We start from the raw sequence: 14,653 nt of genomic DNA, 5'->3' as shown, positions 1-14,653 counted from the left end.
TCCGCTGCGCTGCGCTCCTCGCGCTCACGGTGCAGGCCTTTCGTTCGCGACTGCGGGGCTCCGCTGCGCTGCGCTCCTCGCGCTCACGGTGCAGGCCTTTCGTTCGCGACTGCGGGGCTCCGCTGCGCTGCGCTCCTCGCGCTCACGGTGCAACTCCAAAGAGGGGCAGGCCGGTGGTTTCGGGCAGGCCGAGCATCAGGTTGGCGTTCTGCACCGCCTGACCGGCGGCGCCCTTGCCGAGGTTGTCGATGGCGCTGACCACGATCACCCGACCGGAGTCGACGTCGACGGTGGCCTGGAGGTGGCAGGAGTTCGCCCCGGCGGTGGCGGCGGTGTGCGGCCACGCCCCCTCGGGCAGCAGGTGCACGAACGGCGCGTCGGCGTACGCCTCGGCCAGCACCGCGCGCGGGTCGGCGTCGCCGGTGGGCACGGCGGTGACGGTGGCGAGGATGCCGCGCGGCATCGGGGCCAGCACCGGGGTCAGCGACAGCCCGGTCGCGCCGGTGGCCTGTTTGATCTCCGGGACGTGCTGGTGGGCACCCACCTTGTAGGGCGACAGGTCCCCCATCACCTCGCTGCCGAGCAGGTGTGTCTTGGCGGCCCGCCCGGCCCCGGAGGTGCCGGAGGCGGCGACCACGACCACGTCGGCCGGCGAGACCGCACCGGCGGCGACCAGCGGCGCGAGGGCCAGGGTGATGGCCACGGCGTAGCAGCCGGTGTTGGCGACCCGGGTCGCCCCGGCGATCGCGGCCCGCTGGCCGGGCAGCTCCGGCAGGCCGTACGTCCACGCCCCGGCGTGCGGGCCGCCGTAGTAGCGGGACCAGGCGTCGGCGTCGCGCAGCCGGTGGTCGGCACCGAGGTCGACCACCCGCACCGACTCGGGCAGTTCGGCGGCGAGCGCCGCTGACTCGCCGTGCGGCAGGGCCAGGAAGACCAGGTCCGCGTCGGCCAGCGTGGCCGCATCGGTCGCCGCGAACACCAGGTCCAACCCCACGAGCTGCGGGTGTACGGCGGTGACCGGCGCTCCGGCCTGGCGGTGGGCGGTGGCGGTGACCAGGTCGAACTCGGGATGACCGGCGATCAGGCGCAGCAGCTCGCCCCCGGCGTAACCACTCGCCCCGGCGACCGCAACTCGGATACCCATTCCTACCTCCGCATGACTATGCAGAGAAGGCTAGTCCGCGCCTGCGCCGGATGCAAGTTAATACACCTGTCCGCATGTAAATGATAAGCCTGACCACCGGTCACGCCCCGACCACCCTGGGCGAACCCGCTGCCCTGGCTACGTCGACCGACCCAGAGGTGGCCGGGTCCCGGCTTGCCGGCCCGGGACCCGACCACCGGCTCAGTTCGCCCGCTCGGCCAACCCGTGCTGCCGCTGGTAGGTCCGCAGCGCCACGTCCCAGGCCTCGGTGTACTCCGACGGGCCCAGGTTGAGGTCGTGGTGTCCCCGGACCGCCTCCCGCAGCAGGGCCACCAGCTCCGGCACCGTTCCCCGACGCTCGTCGACATAACGGCGGAAGACGTCGGCGAACTGCTCCCCGGTCAACCGGGCCGCGTGCGCGGTCACCGGATCGGCCTCCAACGCCTGGAGCACCGCACACCACCGGCGGGTCAGGTCGTCGACGTGCCGGGCCCGGATCTTCTGCAACTCGTGGTCACACTCCAGCCGGATCCGCTCCTCCCAGTACGGCCGCAGCCGGTCACGCACCCGCTCGTCGGGGCTGACCCGCACGTGGGCGGTGAACTGCGGCAGCGACTCGTTCGCCGGCCACCGCTGCCCGGCGAGCCGTTCGTTGAGCACCCGCTCCAGCTCGTGGGAGCGGTGCGGCTCGAACTCCCGGGACACGTCCACGATCCGCTCCCGGACGATCCCACCGGCCCAGTCGAGATACCGCTCGGCACGGAACTTCAACTCGTCGAACGTCATCCGCCGGCCGGTCCACAGATACACGGGGTGCACCCGGAAATCGAACGCGTCCCCCTTCGCCGGCACCAGCAGCGGATGCGGGACGTCCTGGCGGAACGACACCGTGACGGGCGGCGGCGGTGGCAGCGGCGGCACCGGCTCCAGCGGAGCCGGCGAGCCGAACAGGCCCTGCCACCAGTGGCGGCGCTGCGGCATCGGAAGTTGGCTGCCCATGGCGGTGCTGGGGTGCGGGTTCATCGGTGATCCTCGTCGGTGAGTCGGCGTACGGCGGCGAGCAGGGAGTTGTGGGGCATCAGGGGTCCCCAGACGTGGCTCAGCTGGTGGTCCAGCCGGTGCCGCAGGGGTGCCCGGCCCGCCACCACCAGAGCGAGCAGTTCCAGGCAGTGGGCGGCGACCTCGGGGTGCCCGTCGGCCCGGTTGAGCCAGAAACCGAGCGTGCGCCACGCGCGGTAGGCGGTCGTGGGAAGGCTGAGCGCGTTCGCCCAGCAGTCGGCCAGGTCGGTCGTCGACACGGTGCCGACCCGCGCCAGATCGAGCAGCTCCGGCCAGTGCTCCCGAGGGGCGGGCGCCCACCGGTCGGCGAGCACCCGCAACGCCCGTCCGGCGTGCAGCCACACCTCCGGGTCCGGCGACCGCGTCCACTGCGCGAGGGCCGGCAACACGGTCGCCTGGTGACCGGCCGTGTGCACCTCGACCAGGCCCCGCACCACCGAGTGGTGCCAGCGTTGCATCCGCGCCCCGGCGATCTGGCGCAGATGCAGCAGGGCGGTGTCGGGCCAGAGCCGGGCGAGCCCCAACGCGTAGGCGCGGGCAACCGTGTCCCGCAGGTGGGCCGGCCCTACGGACGCCCACCGGTCCAGTTCCGTGCGTACGCGCTGGCGTAGCTCCGGTTGCATGGCCATGGCGACCAACGCGATGGCGGCGGCCTGCCGGACGCCGGCCCGGCGTTCCCGGGCCAACTGGTCCACGGTCTCCAGGGCGACCCGCACCCCGTGCCGGGCGGACCAGCCCACCGCTCCCGCAGCGGCCTCCCGGACCCCGGGCGACCCCGTGCGCACCAGGGTGGCGAGCCAACCGAGCAGATGCTCCGGCAGCCACCAGTCCGACCAGGCGACCTCCAGGAGGCTGGTCCGCAACTGGTCGTTGCCGGGCGAGAACTCGATCCGCCGCCCACCGCTGAGCCGGTCGTCGTCGACCAGGACGACGGCCTGCCGCAGCACCGGTCCGAGCAGCAGGTCGACCACCCCACCGAGGAACCCCACCGGTGGCGTGGTCGCGCCGTCGGTGTCCGGTGCCGGCCCCGTGAGCAACCGTCCGGCCGCCGCCTGGACCTCCACCACCGACTGTCCCGCCAGCACCGCGCAGGACAGCCGGAACGCCCGTCGCTGGTCGACGTCCCACCGGGACGACCCGTCGACACCGTCTTCCTCGGCGCAGAGCACCCGTCGGGCACGCTCGCGCAACTGCCGGGGCAGCAGTCGCTCCAGCCGTTCGGTGAGGTCGCCGCCGCGCGGCGGCGCCTGGGCGATCAGCTCCGCCAGCCGGACGACCTCACCGGCGCGCGGACCGCCGGCCAGGTGGGCGGCGAGCAGCGGATGCGGGACGCACTCCTCCTCGACGTACGCGTCGACGCAGTCACCGGTGCAGTGGTCGGCGCACCAGCCGACGCACTGCCCACGCAGCAGCCGGCGCAGTTGCGCCCGGAACACCTCCACCGAGGCCGCCGGGCGGTGGGGCACCAGCTGCCCGGTGAACTCCTGCTCCCGGTGCGCGAAGTCCCCGACCAGCACCAGGCTGCTCCCGAGGGTCTCCAACCTCGCCGCGAGTCCCACCAGGGTCAGGCCGTCCAACTCCCGGACCGCCTCGTCGCCGAGCGCCAGGGTGTAGCCGTGGCCGGGCCGAACGGGTGCGTCGGCGCCCAACAGGTCCGACAGGTGTTCCGCGTCGAGCACGCCGACCCGGTCGTAGCCGTAGCGGCGGGCCGAGGCCAGGCAGCCGGCGGTGTGTCGCCCCGTTCCGTCGGGGCCGGTCAGACAGACCAGGTGGCGCAGTTTGAGCTGCCGGTCCAGCCGCTGGTCGCTCGGCGCGGGGGCGTAGCCGTCGGCCAACTGCCGCACCCAGGTGCCGCTGAGCGTCTCCGACCAGGTCCGGCCGCCCGCCCCCACGGTCGCCGTGGTGATGTTCACGGTGCCGATCGCGGTAGCCCCCGGACCGGTCGCGTTCTGGCCGCGGACCCGTACGTCACCGACCCCGATGCTCGACGGGGCACCGAGCAGTGCGGTGAGCCGGGCGAGGACGGCAGCCGGGTCCGGTGCCTCCTCCGGTTCGTCCTGCGGTTCGTCCTCGGCGGCCGACCCCGGCGGGGGCGCATCCGTCGGCGCGGGCCGCCCGGCCACGGTCTCGCCCGACCCCCGTTCGTCGGAGCGGGCGGAGTCCGGCGCGGCGTCGACCGGTGCGGGGGCTCCGACGTCGTCCGGGGCCGGCGGGTCCCACGAATCCGCCGTCCCGTTCATCGGCCGCCGCCATCGCCGCCGAAGACGGCGTCGCGGCCGACCGATCCGATGGCCGTCGCGTTCGGGCCGATCGCGTTCTGCCCCTGCACCCAGATGTCGCCGGTGCGGATGCCCGACCCGGCCGCGCCGGCCCCGGTATCCTTCCCGGCCGTGCCGGCCCCGGTGTCCGGCCGGGGAGGTGGCGGTCCCCCGGTGGGCGACGACGGCTCCTGCGGCGGTGGCCACGACGACATGTCCTCGTCGACCACGTAGAGCCAGGCGGGCTCCCGGAACTCCTTCGCCGGGTGCTCGACCTCGATCCGGCGAAACCGTTCCGGCCGCATCTCCTCCGGATACTCGCAGACCACGTCGCGGTACATCTCCGTCGAGACGACCAGCGCGACCCCCGCGTCGGGGAACGCGGCGAGCGCCTGCCGCACCGGGGTGGCGTCGCAGAGCCGGCAGACGTGCACGACCGCGTGGCCGGGGAAACCGTTGGCCCCGTCCAGGTGCACCAGACCCTGGTGTACGGCCACCCGCAACCGGATCTGCGCGGGAGCGGTCCGGCTGCTGTTGAACGCCCGCAGTCGCCGGTTGAGTTCCGGTACGAACCGGCCGATGACCCGGGACTCCGGGACGTCGCGGGGCAGGATCGCCAGCTCGCCGTCACCGGCCTGCTGGGTGGTCCAGGCGACCCGGTCCAGGCCCACCTCGGTCGCCGCCGCGTGCAGCAGGGTGTGGAAGTTCTCCTGTGCCTCGTACTGCTGAAGATTGCTGCGTCGGCTGTACCGCTCCATGTCCACGGAAACCAGCAGACGCCGTTCGGGATGTCGCATCCGGCACACCCTTCGTCGCCGGCCCGCTCGGCGAGCGGGCACCACCGGGCACATCGAACCCGGCCCGATGCCCGCAGACCCCTCAGAAGTACGGCATCGGCGGGACTGTCGGCATCCGGTCATCCCACCGTGGACAGATGTCGTGGTAGCCGGTATCCGGTCTGCTGCCAGCATGTGGACGAACCTGACCGAACTGCTCCTGGCGCTCGGGGTGTCCCCCGCCGCGATCCTCGCCCTGCTGGTCGTCGAGGCCCTCGCGGTCCGCAGCGGGGCGGTGCGACGCGTGTCCACACGGATACGCTTCGACACTTCTCGTCTGCTGAGGAAGGTGCTGATGCTGATGCGGCTACCACACGACCGGCCCGACGGCGACTGGCCGTACGGGACCTTCCTGCAACGGCTCGACGACCCGGTGCGGACCGCGTTGCTGGCGTCCGGAGTCCGGCGTCAGGTGCCGGCCGGGCAGATCCTCATCCACGAGGGTCACCGGGAGGCGCACCTGGTGCTACTGGAGGACGGCCTGACAAAGGTCACGGCGTCCCTGCCCGACGGGCGGACCGCCCTGCTGGCACTGCGGGTCGGCGGCGACCTGGTGGGCGAGATGTCGGCCCTTAACGACCGCCCCCGATCGGCGACCGTGACCACCTGCGGGCCCACCAGCTACAGCGTCATCCAGCCCGAGCAGTTCAAGACCTTCCTGCGGGGCCACCCCAACGCCGCCCTGGAACTGGCCGCCATGGTCTCCGACCGGCTGCGCTGGTCCAACCGCCGCCGGATCGACTTCTCCTCGTACTCGGTGAAGATCCGGGTGGCCCGGGTGGTGGCGGACCTGTGCCGCTCACACGGTCGACAGGACCGCGACGCGGTGGTCATCGACGTCCGGCTGACCCAACCGGAACTCGCCACCATCTGCGGGGCCGCCGAGACCTCGATCCAGAAGGCGCTACGGGAGCTGCGCGCCGACGGGCTGGTGGAGACCGACTACCGGCGGATCACCGTGCGCGACCTGGCCGCCCTGCGGGCCTGCGGGGAGATCACCGACGAGACGTGACGGCGACGGCCCCGACCCGGTGAACGGATCGGGGCCGTCGTCAGGCCGGTGCGCCTCAGGCGCCGCGCAGGGTCGCCCCGAACCGCCGGGCGGCGACGGCCACGGCGGCGTCCCGGGCGGCCACCGCCTCCTCCACGGTCAGCGTCCGGTCCGGCGCCCGGAAGGTGAGCTTGTACGCCAGCGACCGGCGACCCGCGCCGAGCGACTCCGAGGCGTACACGTCGAAGAGCCGGACGTGCTCCAGCAGCTCACCGGCCCCCTCGACCAGTGCGGCCCGGACGTCGGCGGCCGGCACCGACTCGTCCAGCACCAACGCCACGTCGATCAACGCGGGGGGGAACCCCGACACGGTCGGCGCGGACACCACCGGGGCGGCCGGCAGGGCGTCCAGGTCCAGTTCCATGGCGCTGGTGCGGCGGGGCAGCTCCAACGCCGCCACCACCGTCGGGTGCAGCTCACCGGCGTGGCCGACCACCACCCCGTCGACCAGCAGCGCGGCACAGCGACCCGGGTGCCAGGGGGCGTGCTCGGCGGCCCGTACCTCTATCCGGTCCGCCGGCAGGTCGGCGGCGGCGAGCACCGCCCGGCCGGCCTCCACGGCGTCGGCCCAGCCGGCGGCGCGGCCAGCGCCCCACCAGCCGGCCGGTTCCACGTCACCGGTGAGCACCACCGCGACGTGCCGGGGCTGGGCCGGCACCACCGCGTCGGCGGCGGCGAACTCGGCGTCGGTGGGGCGACGGTCCACCCCCATGACCGGCGGCGCACCCACCCCGGCCCGCGGGTGGAACACCGTGCCGATCTCATAGAGCGCGAGGTCACGGTGGCCCCGGCCCAGGTTGCGCTTGAGGATGCCCAGCAGCGGGCCGAGCAGCGTGGTGCGCAGCAGCGGCTCCTCCTCCGACAGCGGGTTGGCCAGCCGCACCGCCGGCCGACGCGGATCGTCGGCGGGCAGCCCCAGCTGGTCGGCCAGCTCCGGGGCGACGAACGGCAGGCCCAGCACCTCGACGTAGCCGCGTTCGGCCAGTGAGCGGGCCACCGCCCGGCGGCGACGCTGCTGCCAGGTCAGACCCCGGCCGGGCGGCGCGGTCGGCAGCACCGACGGCACCCGGTCGTAACCGTCGAGGCGGACCACCTCCTCGACCAGGTCCGCCGGGTCGGTGAGGTCGGGCCGCCAGGTCGGCGGGGTGACGGTGAGCACGTCGCCGGCATCGGCGGCCGTCCCGACCGTCCCCGGGTCCTCGGCCAGCCGGTCGCCGCCCCGGATCACCGTGCAACCCACCTGCTCCAGCAGGTCGACCACCCGCTGCGGGGAGTAGTCCACCCCGATCCGGCGCGACGGCAGGTCGGCCGGGAGGGTGACCGGGCGCATCGGCCGGACGTGGTCGAGGTCGAGGACCTCCGCGCCGGCCTCGCCACCGCCGTGCGTGGTGAGCAGCTCGACGGCGCGCTGGAGGGCCACCAGCGGCAGCGCCGGGTCGACCCCCCGCTCCCACCGCTTGGCCGCCTCGCTGAACAGCTTGTGCCGGCGGGCGGTACGGCCCACCATCACCGGGTCCCAGTGGGCTGCCTCCAGCAGCACGTCGGTGGTGCCGCCGACCACCTCACTGGTCTCGCCGCCCATCACCGCGGCCAGCGAGATCGGGACGCCGTCGCCCTCGCCCGCGAGGGAGTTGGGCAGCCCGGCATCGCAGATCACCATGTCCTCGGTGGTGAGCGCGCGGACCACACCGTCCAGGGTGGTCACCTTCTCGCCCGCCTCGGCCCGGCGCACCACCAGCGGACCGGTGATCCGGTCGGCGTCGAAGGCGTGCATCGGCTGACCCAACTCGAGCATCACGTAGTTGGTGATGTCGACCGGCAGCGAGATGCTGCGGATGCCGGCCACGGTCAGCCGCTGCCGCATCCAGCCGGGCGTGGCCGCCGTCGGGTCGACACCCCGGACCATCCGGGCGGTGAACCGGTCACAGCCCACCGTGTCGCGCAGCTGCACCGGGTACGCCGGCTCGGCCGTCCCGGCCGGCGCGGGCACCAGGCCCGGGTCACGGAAGGACAACCCCAGGGCGTACGCCAGCTCCCGGGCGATGCCGCGCACGCTCAACGCGTACCCCCGGTCGGGGGTGATCTCCAGCTCGACCACGACGTCGTCGAGGCCCACCACCGGGCGGGCGTCGTCGCCGGGTCGGGCGGCGGTGTCCGGCGGCAGCACGATGATGCCGGAGTGGTCGTCACCCAGGCCCAACTCCTGCGCCGAGCAGATCATGCCGGCCGACATCCGGCCGTACGTCTTGCGCGCGCCGATGGTGAAGTCGCCGGGCAGGACCCCGCCGGGCAGGATCACCACGACCCGGTCGCCGGGGGCGAAGTTCCGCGCCCCGCAGACGATCTGCTGGAGTTCGCCGGTGCCGTTGGCGGCGCCGACGTCGACCAGGCAGTGCCGGATCGGCTTCTTGAACCCGGTCAGCTCCTCGATCTCGCGGACCTCACCGACGACCAGCGGACCGGTGACCGTGCGGCGCAGGTCCACCACTGACTCGACCTCGATGCCGAGGTCCACCAGGGCCTGTTCCAGATCCTCGGTGGGCAGGTCGACGGGGAGATCGACATACTCCCGCAGCCAACTGACAGAAACTCGCATGACTCAGACCACCGTCTCCGTGACTCGTACCCGCATCGCCCTACGCCCCGGCCCCGAACGCGCGGGTGAACCGCACGTCGCCCTCGGCCATGTCCCGCATGTCGCTGACCCCGTGCCGGAACATCACCGTCCGGTCGATGCCCATGCCGAACGCGAACCCGGAGTAGACCTCCGGGTCGATGCCGCAGGCCCGCAGCACCCTCGGGTTGACCATGCCGCAGCCGCCCCACTCGACCCAGCGCGGGCCGTCGCGGTGCTCGGGGAACCACACGTCGAACTCCCCCGACGGCTCGGTGAACGGGAAGTAGTGCGGACGCCACCGGGTCTTCGCCCCCGCGCCGAACATGGCCCGGGCGAAGTGGTCGAGGGTGCCGCGCAGGTGCGCCATCGTGATGCCCCGGTCCACCACCAGGCCCTCGACCTGGTGGAAGACGGGCGCGTGGGTGGCGTCCAACTCGTCGGTGCGGTAGACCCGGCCGGGCACCACCACGTAGATGGGGGGCTTGCGGGTGAGCATGGTGCGCGCCTGCACCGGCGAGGTGTGGGTGCGCAGCACCAGGCCGGAGGTGTCCGCGCCGGCCGGCGGTGCGATGTGGAAGGTGTCCATCAGCCCGCGTGCCGGATGGTCGGCGGGGATGTTCAACGCGTCGAAGTTGGTCCACTCCAACTCGACCTCGGGACCCTCGGCCACCTCGTAGCCCATCCCGACGAACAGGTCGCTGATCTGCTCCATCAGGGTCGACAGCGGGTGGCGTGCACCCCGGGGCCGCCGGTCGTACGGCAGGGTCACGTCGACCCGCTCCTCGACCAGCACCCGGGCGGCCTGCTCCCGGTCGAGCACCTCGGCGCGGGCCGCGTACGCGGACTCGATCGCCCGGCGGGCCTCGTTGACCCGCTTGCCGGCGTCGGACTTCGCGGCCGGCGGCAGCGCGCCGATCTCCCGGCGGGCCAGCGACACCGGGGACCGGTCACCGAGGTGCGCGGGGCGCAGCGCGGTCAACGCGTCGGGGTCGGTGGCGGCGGTGAACGCCTGCTCGGCGGTGGCCACCGCCTCGGCCAGGGCGGCCGGGTCGAGCAGGGCGACCTGCTTCGGGTCGTACGGATCGTTGCGGTAGCTCATGGCGTACGGGCACTCCCTCACGGCGGCGCCGACCCTCCCGGGCGGCTAGGCGAGTCTACGGACGCGCGGCTTCGCCGCAGCCCGCCGGTGGGAGTTGCGCGCGGGGAAGGGTCAGGCCCGCCGCCCGCCGACACCGGCGGGCTGGGTAAACGAACGCCGTGGCGCGTTCCGCACGTGACCGACTCCCCTGCTGGGTGTGCGCCGACCGGGGTCAGCGCAGTGCTCGGGCTGAAGCGTACAGGCAGACGGCGGCAGCCGCAGCCAGGTTCAGGCTCTCGGCCCGCCCGTGCAGCGGCACCCGGACCCGGGCGTCGGCGACGGCGGTCAACTCCTCGGGCAGACCGTGCGCCTCGGCCCCGAACAGCCAGGCGGTGGGGGCGGCGAGCCGGCCGTGGTCGACGAGGTCGTCGAGGTCGCTGTCGCCGTACCCGGTGGTGGCGAGAATCGTGAGCCCGGCGGCGCGGAGCCCGGCGACCGCCGCGCCGGGGTCGGCGGCGCGGACCACGTCGACGTGGAAGAGGCTGCCGGCGGAGGCCCGCACGCACTTGCCGTTGTAGGGATCGACGGTGTCACCGGCGAAGACCACCACGCCCGCGCCGGCCGCGTCGGCGGTGCGCAGCACGGTGCCGGCGTTGCCCGGGTCACGGATGCCGGCGAGCACCGCGACCAGGCGCGGTCCGCGCGCCAGGGCGGTCCGCAACGGCACGTCGAGGTGCCGGCAGACGGCGACCAGCCCCTGCGGGGCGACGGTCTCGGTCAACGCGGCCAGGGCCTCGTCGGTGATCTCGGAGACCGGCAGGTCGGCGCGGGCGGCGCGGGCCGCCAGGTCGGCGTGCCGGTCCAGGGCGGTCGGGGTGCCGAAGAGTTCCACCACCGTGTCGGTGCGGTCGAGGGCCTCGCGGACCGCCTGCGGGCCCTCGGCGAGGAACCGGCCGGCCGTGTCGCGGTCCCGACGCCGGTGCAGCCGGCGGGCGGCGACCACCCTGGGGGTACGCGGGGTGAACGGGCCGGTGACGGCGTCGAGGCGTCTCCCGTGCGCTGGTGACTGCATGGGAGACGCCTCGATCCGTTGTTGCGGGTGGTCAGGCAGCCTGGGCTGCGGCGCCACCGGTGCCCTCGGCCGTCACGGCGGCGCGGGCCAGCTCGACGATCGCGGCGAACGACGCGGCGTCGTGGACGGCCATGTCGGCGAGGATCTTGCGGTCGACCTCGATGCCGGCCAGGCGCAGGCCCTGGATGAGCCGGTTGTAGGTCATGCCGTTGGCCCGGGCGCCAGCGTTGATGCGCTGGATCCAGAGCTGCCGGAAGTCGCCCTTGCGGTCACGACGGTCCCGGTAGGCGTACTGCATCGAGTGCAGCACCTGCTCCTTGGCCTTGCGGTACAGCCGGGAGCGCTGACCGCGGTAACCACTCGCGGTCTCCAGCAGGGTACGACGCTTCTTCTGGGCGTTCACAGCCCGCTTGACGCGTGCCATCTCAACTCCTTGTTAGGTAAAGGTGGCGCGCGTCAGCGGCCGAGCAGCTTCTTGATGCGCTTGACGTCGGACTTGGCCAGCTCGACCGTGCCGGTCAGCCGCCGGGTCTGGGTGGACGGCTTCTTCTCCAGGTTGTGGCGAAGGCCGGCCTGCTGGGCGACGATCTTGCCCTTGCCGGTCACCTTGACCCGCTTGCCCATACCCGTGTGGCTCTTCATCTTCGGCATGTGGAACGTCTTCTCCCTGTTACTGGCCGCTGGTGTCAGCGGTCGGGCCGGTCTCGCCGGCTGCTGCGGTCTCGCCGGCCACCGGGGCCTCGCCGTCTGCCGGCGGCGCGGACTCGTCCGCGGTCCGGTCCCGGGGGCCGGTGCGGGACGCCGTGGCGGCGACCGCGGAGGCCTTCACGGCCCGGTGCGGCGCGAGGACCATGATCATGTTCCGACCGTCCTGCTTCGGAGCGGCCTCGACGTATCCCAGGTCCGTGATCTCGGACTCGAGCCGGCGCAGGAGCCGGTAACCCAGCTCCGGGCGGCTCTGCTCCCGACCACGGAACATGATCGTCACCTTGACCTTGTCGCCCGCCTTGAGGAACCGCACCACGTGACCCTTCTTGGTCTCGTAGTCGTGCGGGTCGATCTTCGGCCGGAGCTTCATCTCCTTGATGACGGTCTGCTGCTGGTTACGCCGCGCTTCGCGCGCCTTGAGTGCGCTCTCGTACTTGAACTTGCCGAAGTCCATGAGCTTGCACACCGGCGGGCGCGCCATCGGCGCAACCTCGACCAGGTCCAGGTCGACGTCCGCGGCCAGCTGCAGGGCGCGCTCCAGCGGGACGATGCCCACCTGCTCACCCTCAGGGCCGACCAGTCGGACCTCACGTGCCCGGATCTGCTCGTTCACGCGTGGTTCGACGCTGATGGGGCCTCCTCGAGTCGAGTCTGCTGTGTGGCCGACTCCGCGCGGCCCCCGGGTGGGGACGACTCGGAAAGCAGAAGGCCCCGGCACATGCCAGGGCCCGCTCGACCGGTCGGCACGATCACATGATCGCGCATCCGGCACCGGGACATGCCCGGAACCGGTGACCGGACCCGGCCACCGACTGGGGCGACTCGGGTGGGAGCAGGCGCTCCGCTTCGGGACCGCCTGACCGCCGGAGGCGGAGGCAGTCTGGTCGACTCCGAAACACTACACCCCCGCCCCAGCCATCCCCAAACCGGGCCCGCAGGTCAACACGGCCCGAGAAGCCCGGCGGCGGGCCCGGACCGGCCGGCACGGCCAGCCTGGTAGCCGACCGGCTGCCGGTCGGCTACCCCCGTCGCCGGTCGGTCGGCGCGGTCAGCGGATGGTGGAGGCGCCGCCCAGGCGGGCCAGGTGGGCCTGGTGCAACCGGCGCAACGCGCGCACCCCGTCGACCGCGATCTCCTTGTCGGCGGCCTGGAGCGCCACCATCGGCAGCAGGTCGTCGTCGTGCAGCTCCAGGCTGGCCCACGGCGCACCCCGGTCGAAGCGCACCCCCCGGACCACCTCCCAGGGCAGCTCGTACGAGCCGAGGATGTTGCGCACCCGCACCCCCCGGGCGTCCGCCTCGACCCGGGGCCGGGTGAACAGCAGGATGCCCAGCGCGCCGAACACCCCGAGGCCGATCATGGCGAACTGGTCACCCCGCTGGAAGGTGCCGTAGCCCTCGCCGGTCGCCCCGGTCAACGAGGTGGCCACCAGGCTGAAGACCACCAGCAGGGCGATCGCCGAGGCCCAACAGACGACCCGGATACGGCGCGGCTTCAGGCGGATCAACTCGGTGTCGCTCACCGCTCCAGTCTGCCACCCGCCGCAGCCCACCCCCGCGCCGCCACCCGGTGGCGGGATCAGAGGCGGCAGGCGTGGATGTTGGTGACCAGGATGGCGCGGGCGCCCAACTCGTACAGCTCGTCCATGATCCGGTGCACGTCGTCGCGGAGCACCATCGCCTGCACGGCGACCCAGCCCTCCCGGTGCAGCGGGGAGACCGTCGGCGACTCGATGCCCGGGGTGAGGGCGCTGGCCCGGTCGAGCAGGCCGGCCGGCACGTCGTAGGCGAGCATCACGTACCGGCGGGCCACCAGCACCCCGTGCAGGCGACGCAGCAACTGCTCCGCCTGCGGGTGCGCCGGCGCACCGGCCCGGCGGACCAGCACCGCCGAGGAGCGCAGCAGCGGGTCCCCGAAGACCACCAGCCCGGCCTGGCGCAGCGTCGCGCCGGTCTCCACCACGTCGGCGACGACGTCGGCGACCCCGAGCCGGATGGCGTTCTCCACCGCGCCGTCGAGCCGGATCACGTCGGCCTTGACGCCCAGGTCGGCCAGGTAGCGCTCGACCAGCCCCGGGTACGCGGTGGCGATCCGGTGCCCGCCCAACTCCTGCACGTCACCGACGTCCTGGGGGCGGGCGGCGAAGCGGAAGGTGGCCCGGCCGAACGCCAGGTCGACCACCTCCTCGGCGGGGGCGCCGGAGTCGATCAGCAGGTCCCGGCCGGTGATCCCGACGTCGAGGTCACCCGAGCCGACGTAGGTGGCGATGTCCTTCGGGCGCAGGTAGAAGAACTCGATGTCGTTGGCCTCGTCCGGGCAGACCAGGTCCTTGGGGTCGGTGCGCTGGCGGTAGCCCGCCTCGCGCAGCATCTGGGCGGCCTTCTCGGCCAGGGCGCCCTTGTTGGGTACGGCGACACGCAGCATGACGGAGTGCTCCTTCGATCGGATCAGATCAACGACGCGGGCGCACTCACAGATGTCGGTAGACGTCCTTCAGCTCCAGACCGCTGGCCAGCATCAGCACCTGCACCTGGTAGAGCAGTTGCGAGATCTCCTCGGCGGTGCGTTCCGGCCCCTCGTGCTCGGCGGCCATCCACGACTCGGCCGCCTCCTCGACGACCTTCTTGCCGACGAAGTGCACCCCCTTGGACAGGGCGGCGACCGTGCCCGAGCCCGGCGTGCCGGCGGCGGCCTTGGCCTGGAGCTCGGCGAACAACTCCTCGAACGTCTTCACGGGACCGGATTCTTCCAGCCGCCCCCCGACGCCGTGCGCTCCGGGGTCCGGCCGAGTCGTCCGGCCACGCCGGGTTCCCGCAGGCTGGGACGCGCC

At 73.3% G+C, this 14,653-nt stretch carries 14 protein-coding genes; 1 reads left to right on the top strand and 13 read right to left on the bottom strand.

Annotation, left to right across the window (positions count from 1 at the left end; genetic code table 11):
* Positions 1 to 142 precede the first annotated feature (142 nt).
* The 4 genes from argC to J7462_RS31300 all read right to left on the bottom strand — a co-directional run bounded on the left by argC (position 143) and on the right by J7462_RS31300 (position 5,258).
* Complete coding sequence (argC, locus tag J7462_RS31315) at positions 143 to 1,144, bottom strand: N-acetyl-gamma-glutamyl-phosphate reductase (protein ID WP_219469777.1); 1,002 nt, start codon at positions 1,142 to 1,144, stop codon at positions 143 to 145.
* A 201-nt stretch (positions 1,145 to 1,345) separates the two neighbouring features.
* Entirely contained in the window at positions 1,346 to 2,167 is an 822-nt protein-coding gene (locus tag J7462_RS31310) for a hypothetical protein (RefSeq protein ID WP_255597959.1), read from the bottom strand.
* On the bottom strand, positions 2,164 to 4,443 hold the full coding sequence (locus J7462_RS31305) for a hypothetical protein (protein WP_219469774.1): 2,280 nt from the start codon (positions 4,441 to 4,443) through the stop codon (positions 2,164 to 2,166). Before J7462_RS31305 ends, J7462_RS31310 begins: the two co-directional genes overlap by 4 nt.
* Positions 4,440 to 5,258: a hypothetical protein gene (locus J7462_RS31300; protein ID WP_219469770.1), complete on the bottom strand. Its 819-nt coding sequence runs from the start codon at positions 5,256 to 5,258 to the stop codon at positions 4,440 to 4,442. Before J7462_RS31300 ends, J7462_RS31305 begins: the two co-directional genes overlap by 4 nt.
* A gap of 172 nt (positions 5,259 to 5,430) precedes the next feature.
* On the opposite strand from J7462_RS31300, the gene J7462_RS31295 reads away from it, so the two are divergent.
* Entirely contained in the window at positions 5,431 to 6,309 is an 879-nt protein-coding gene (locus J7462_RS31295) for a Crp/Fnr family transcriptional regulator (protein ID WP_244253374.1), read from the top strand.
* A gap of 55 nt (positions 6,310 to 6,364) precedes the next feature.
* Here J7462_RS31295 and pheT read toward each other — a convergent pair whose 3' ends face one another.
* From pheT to J7462_RS31250, 9 genes are all read right to left on the bottom strand, one after another.
* Positions 6,365 to 8,944: a phenylalanine--tRNA ligase subunit beta gene (gene pheT / locus J7462_RS31290; protein WP_219469767.1), complete on the bottom strand. Its 2,580-nt coding sequence runs from the start codon at positions 8,942 to 8,944 to the stop codon at positions 6,365 to 6,367.
* 40 nt (positions 8,945 to 8,984) lie between these two features.
* Positions 8,985 to 10,064 (bottom strand): phenylalanine--tRNA ligase subunit alpha, encoded by a 1,080-nt coding sequence (gene pheS, locus J7462_RS31285; RefSeq protein WP_219469765.1) that lies wholly within the window; start codon positions 10,062 to 10,064, stop codon positions 8,985 to 8,987.
* A gap of 211 nt (positions 10,065 to 10,275) precedes the next feature.
* Positions 10,276 to 11,115, bottom strand: coding sequence for an RNA methyltransferase (locus J7462_RS31280; protein ID WP_091253229.1), 840 nt, complete (start codon positions 11,113 to 11,115; stop codon positions 10,276 to 10,278).
* A gap of 31 nt (positions 11,116 to 11,146) precedes the next feature.
* Positions 11,147 to 11,539: a 50S ribosomal protein L20 gene (gene rplT / locus J7462_RS31275; protein WP_219469761.1), complete on the bottom strand. Its 393-nt coding sequence runs from the start codon at positions 11,537 to 11,539 to the stop codon at positions 11,147 to 11,149.
* 32 nt (positions 11,540 to 11,571) lie between these two features.
* The gene (rpmI, locus tag J7462_RS31270) at positions 11,572 to 11,766 is read right to left on the bottom strand and encodes a 50S ribosomal protein L35 (RefSeq protein ID WP_088645193.1); all 195 of its coding nucleotides are present in this window, start codon (positions 11,764 to 11,766) and stop codon (positions 11,572 to 11,574) included.
* Between the two features lie 19 nt (positions 11,767 to 11,785).
* The gene (infC, locus tag J7462_RS31265) at positions 11,786 to 12,436 is read right to left on the bottom strand and encodes a translation initiation factor IF-3 (RefSeq protein WP_219469758.1); all 651 of its coding nucleotides are present in this window, start codon (positions 12,434 to 12,436) and stop codon (positions 11,786 to 11,788) included.
* A gap of 435 nt (positions 12,437 to 12,871) precedes the next feature.
* A complete protein-coding gene (locus J7462_RS31260) occupies positions 12,872 to 13,345 on the bottom strand; it encodes a PH domain-containing protein (RefSeq protein WP_219469755.1) in 474 nt (157 codons plus the stop codon).
* 56 nt (positions 13,346 to 13,401) lie between these two features.
* On the bottom strand, positions 13,402 to 14,247 hold the full coding sequence (gene hisG / locus J7462_RS31255; RefSeq protein WP_208570180.1) for an ATP phosphoribosyltransferase: 846 nt from the start codon (positions 14,245 to 14,247) through the stop codon (positions 13,402 to 13,404).
* A 46-nt stretch (positions 14,248 to 14,293) separates the two neighbouring features.
* A complete protein-coding gene (locus J7462_RS31250; protein WP_132265090.1) occupies positions 14,294 to 14,557 on the bottom strand; it encodes a phosphoribosyl-ATP diphosphatase in 264 nt (87 codons plus the stop codon).
* Between the last annotated feature and the right edge of the window lie 96 nt (positions 14,558 to 14,653).

The organism is Micromonospora sp. RL09-050-HVF-A (genome assembly GCF_019374995.1).
Lineage (GTDB): Bacteria > Actinomycetota > Actinomycetes > Mycobacteriales > Micromonosporaceae > Micromonospora > Micromonospora antibiotica.
Note: the sequence above shows the minus strand (reverse complement) of the source record. Positions and strands in the feature narration are given on the sequence as shown.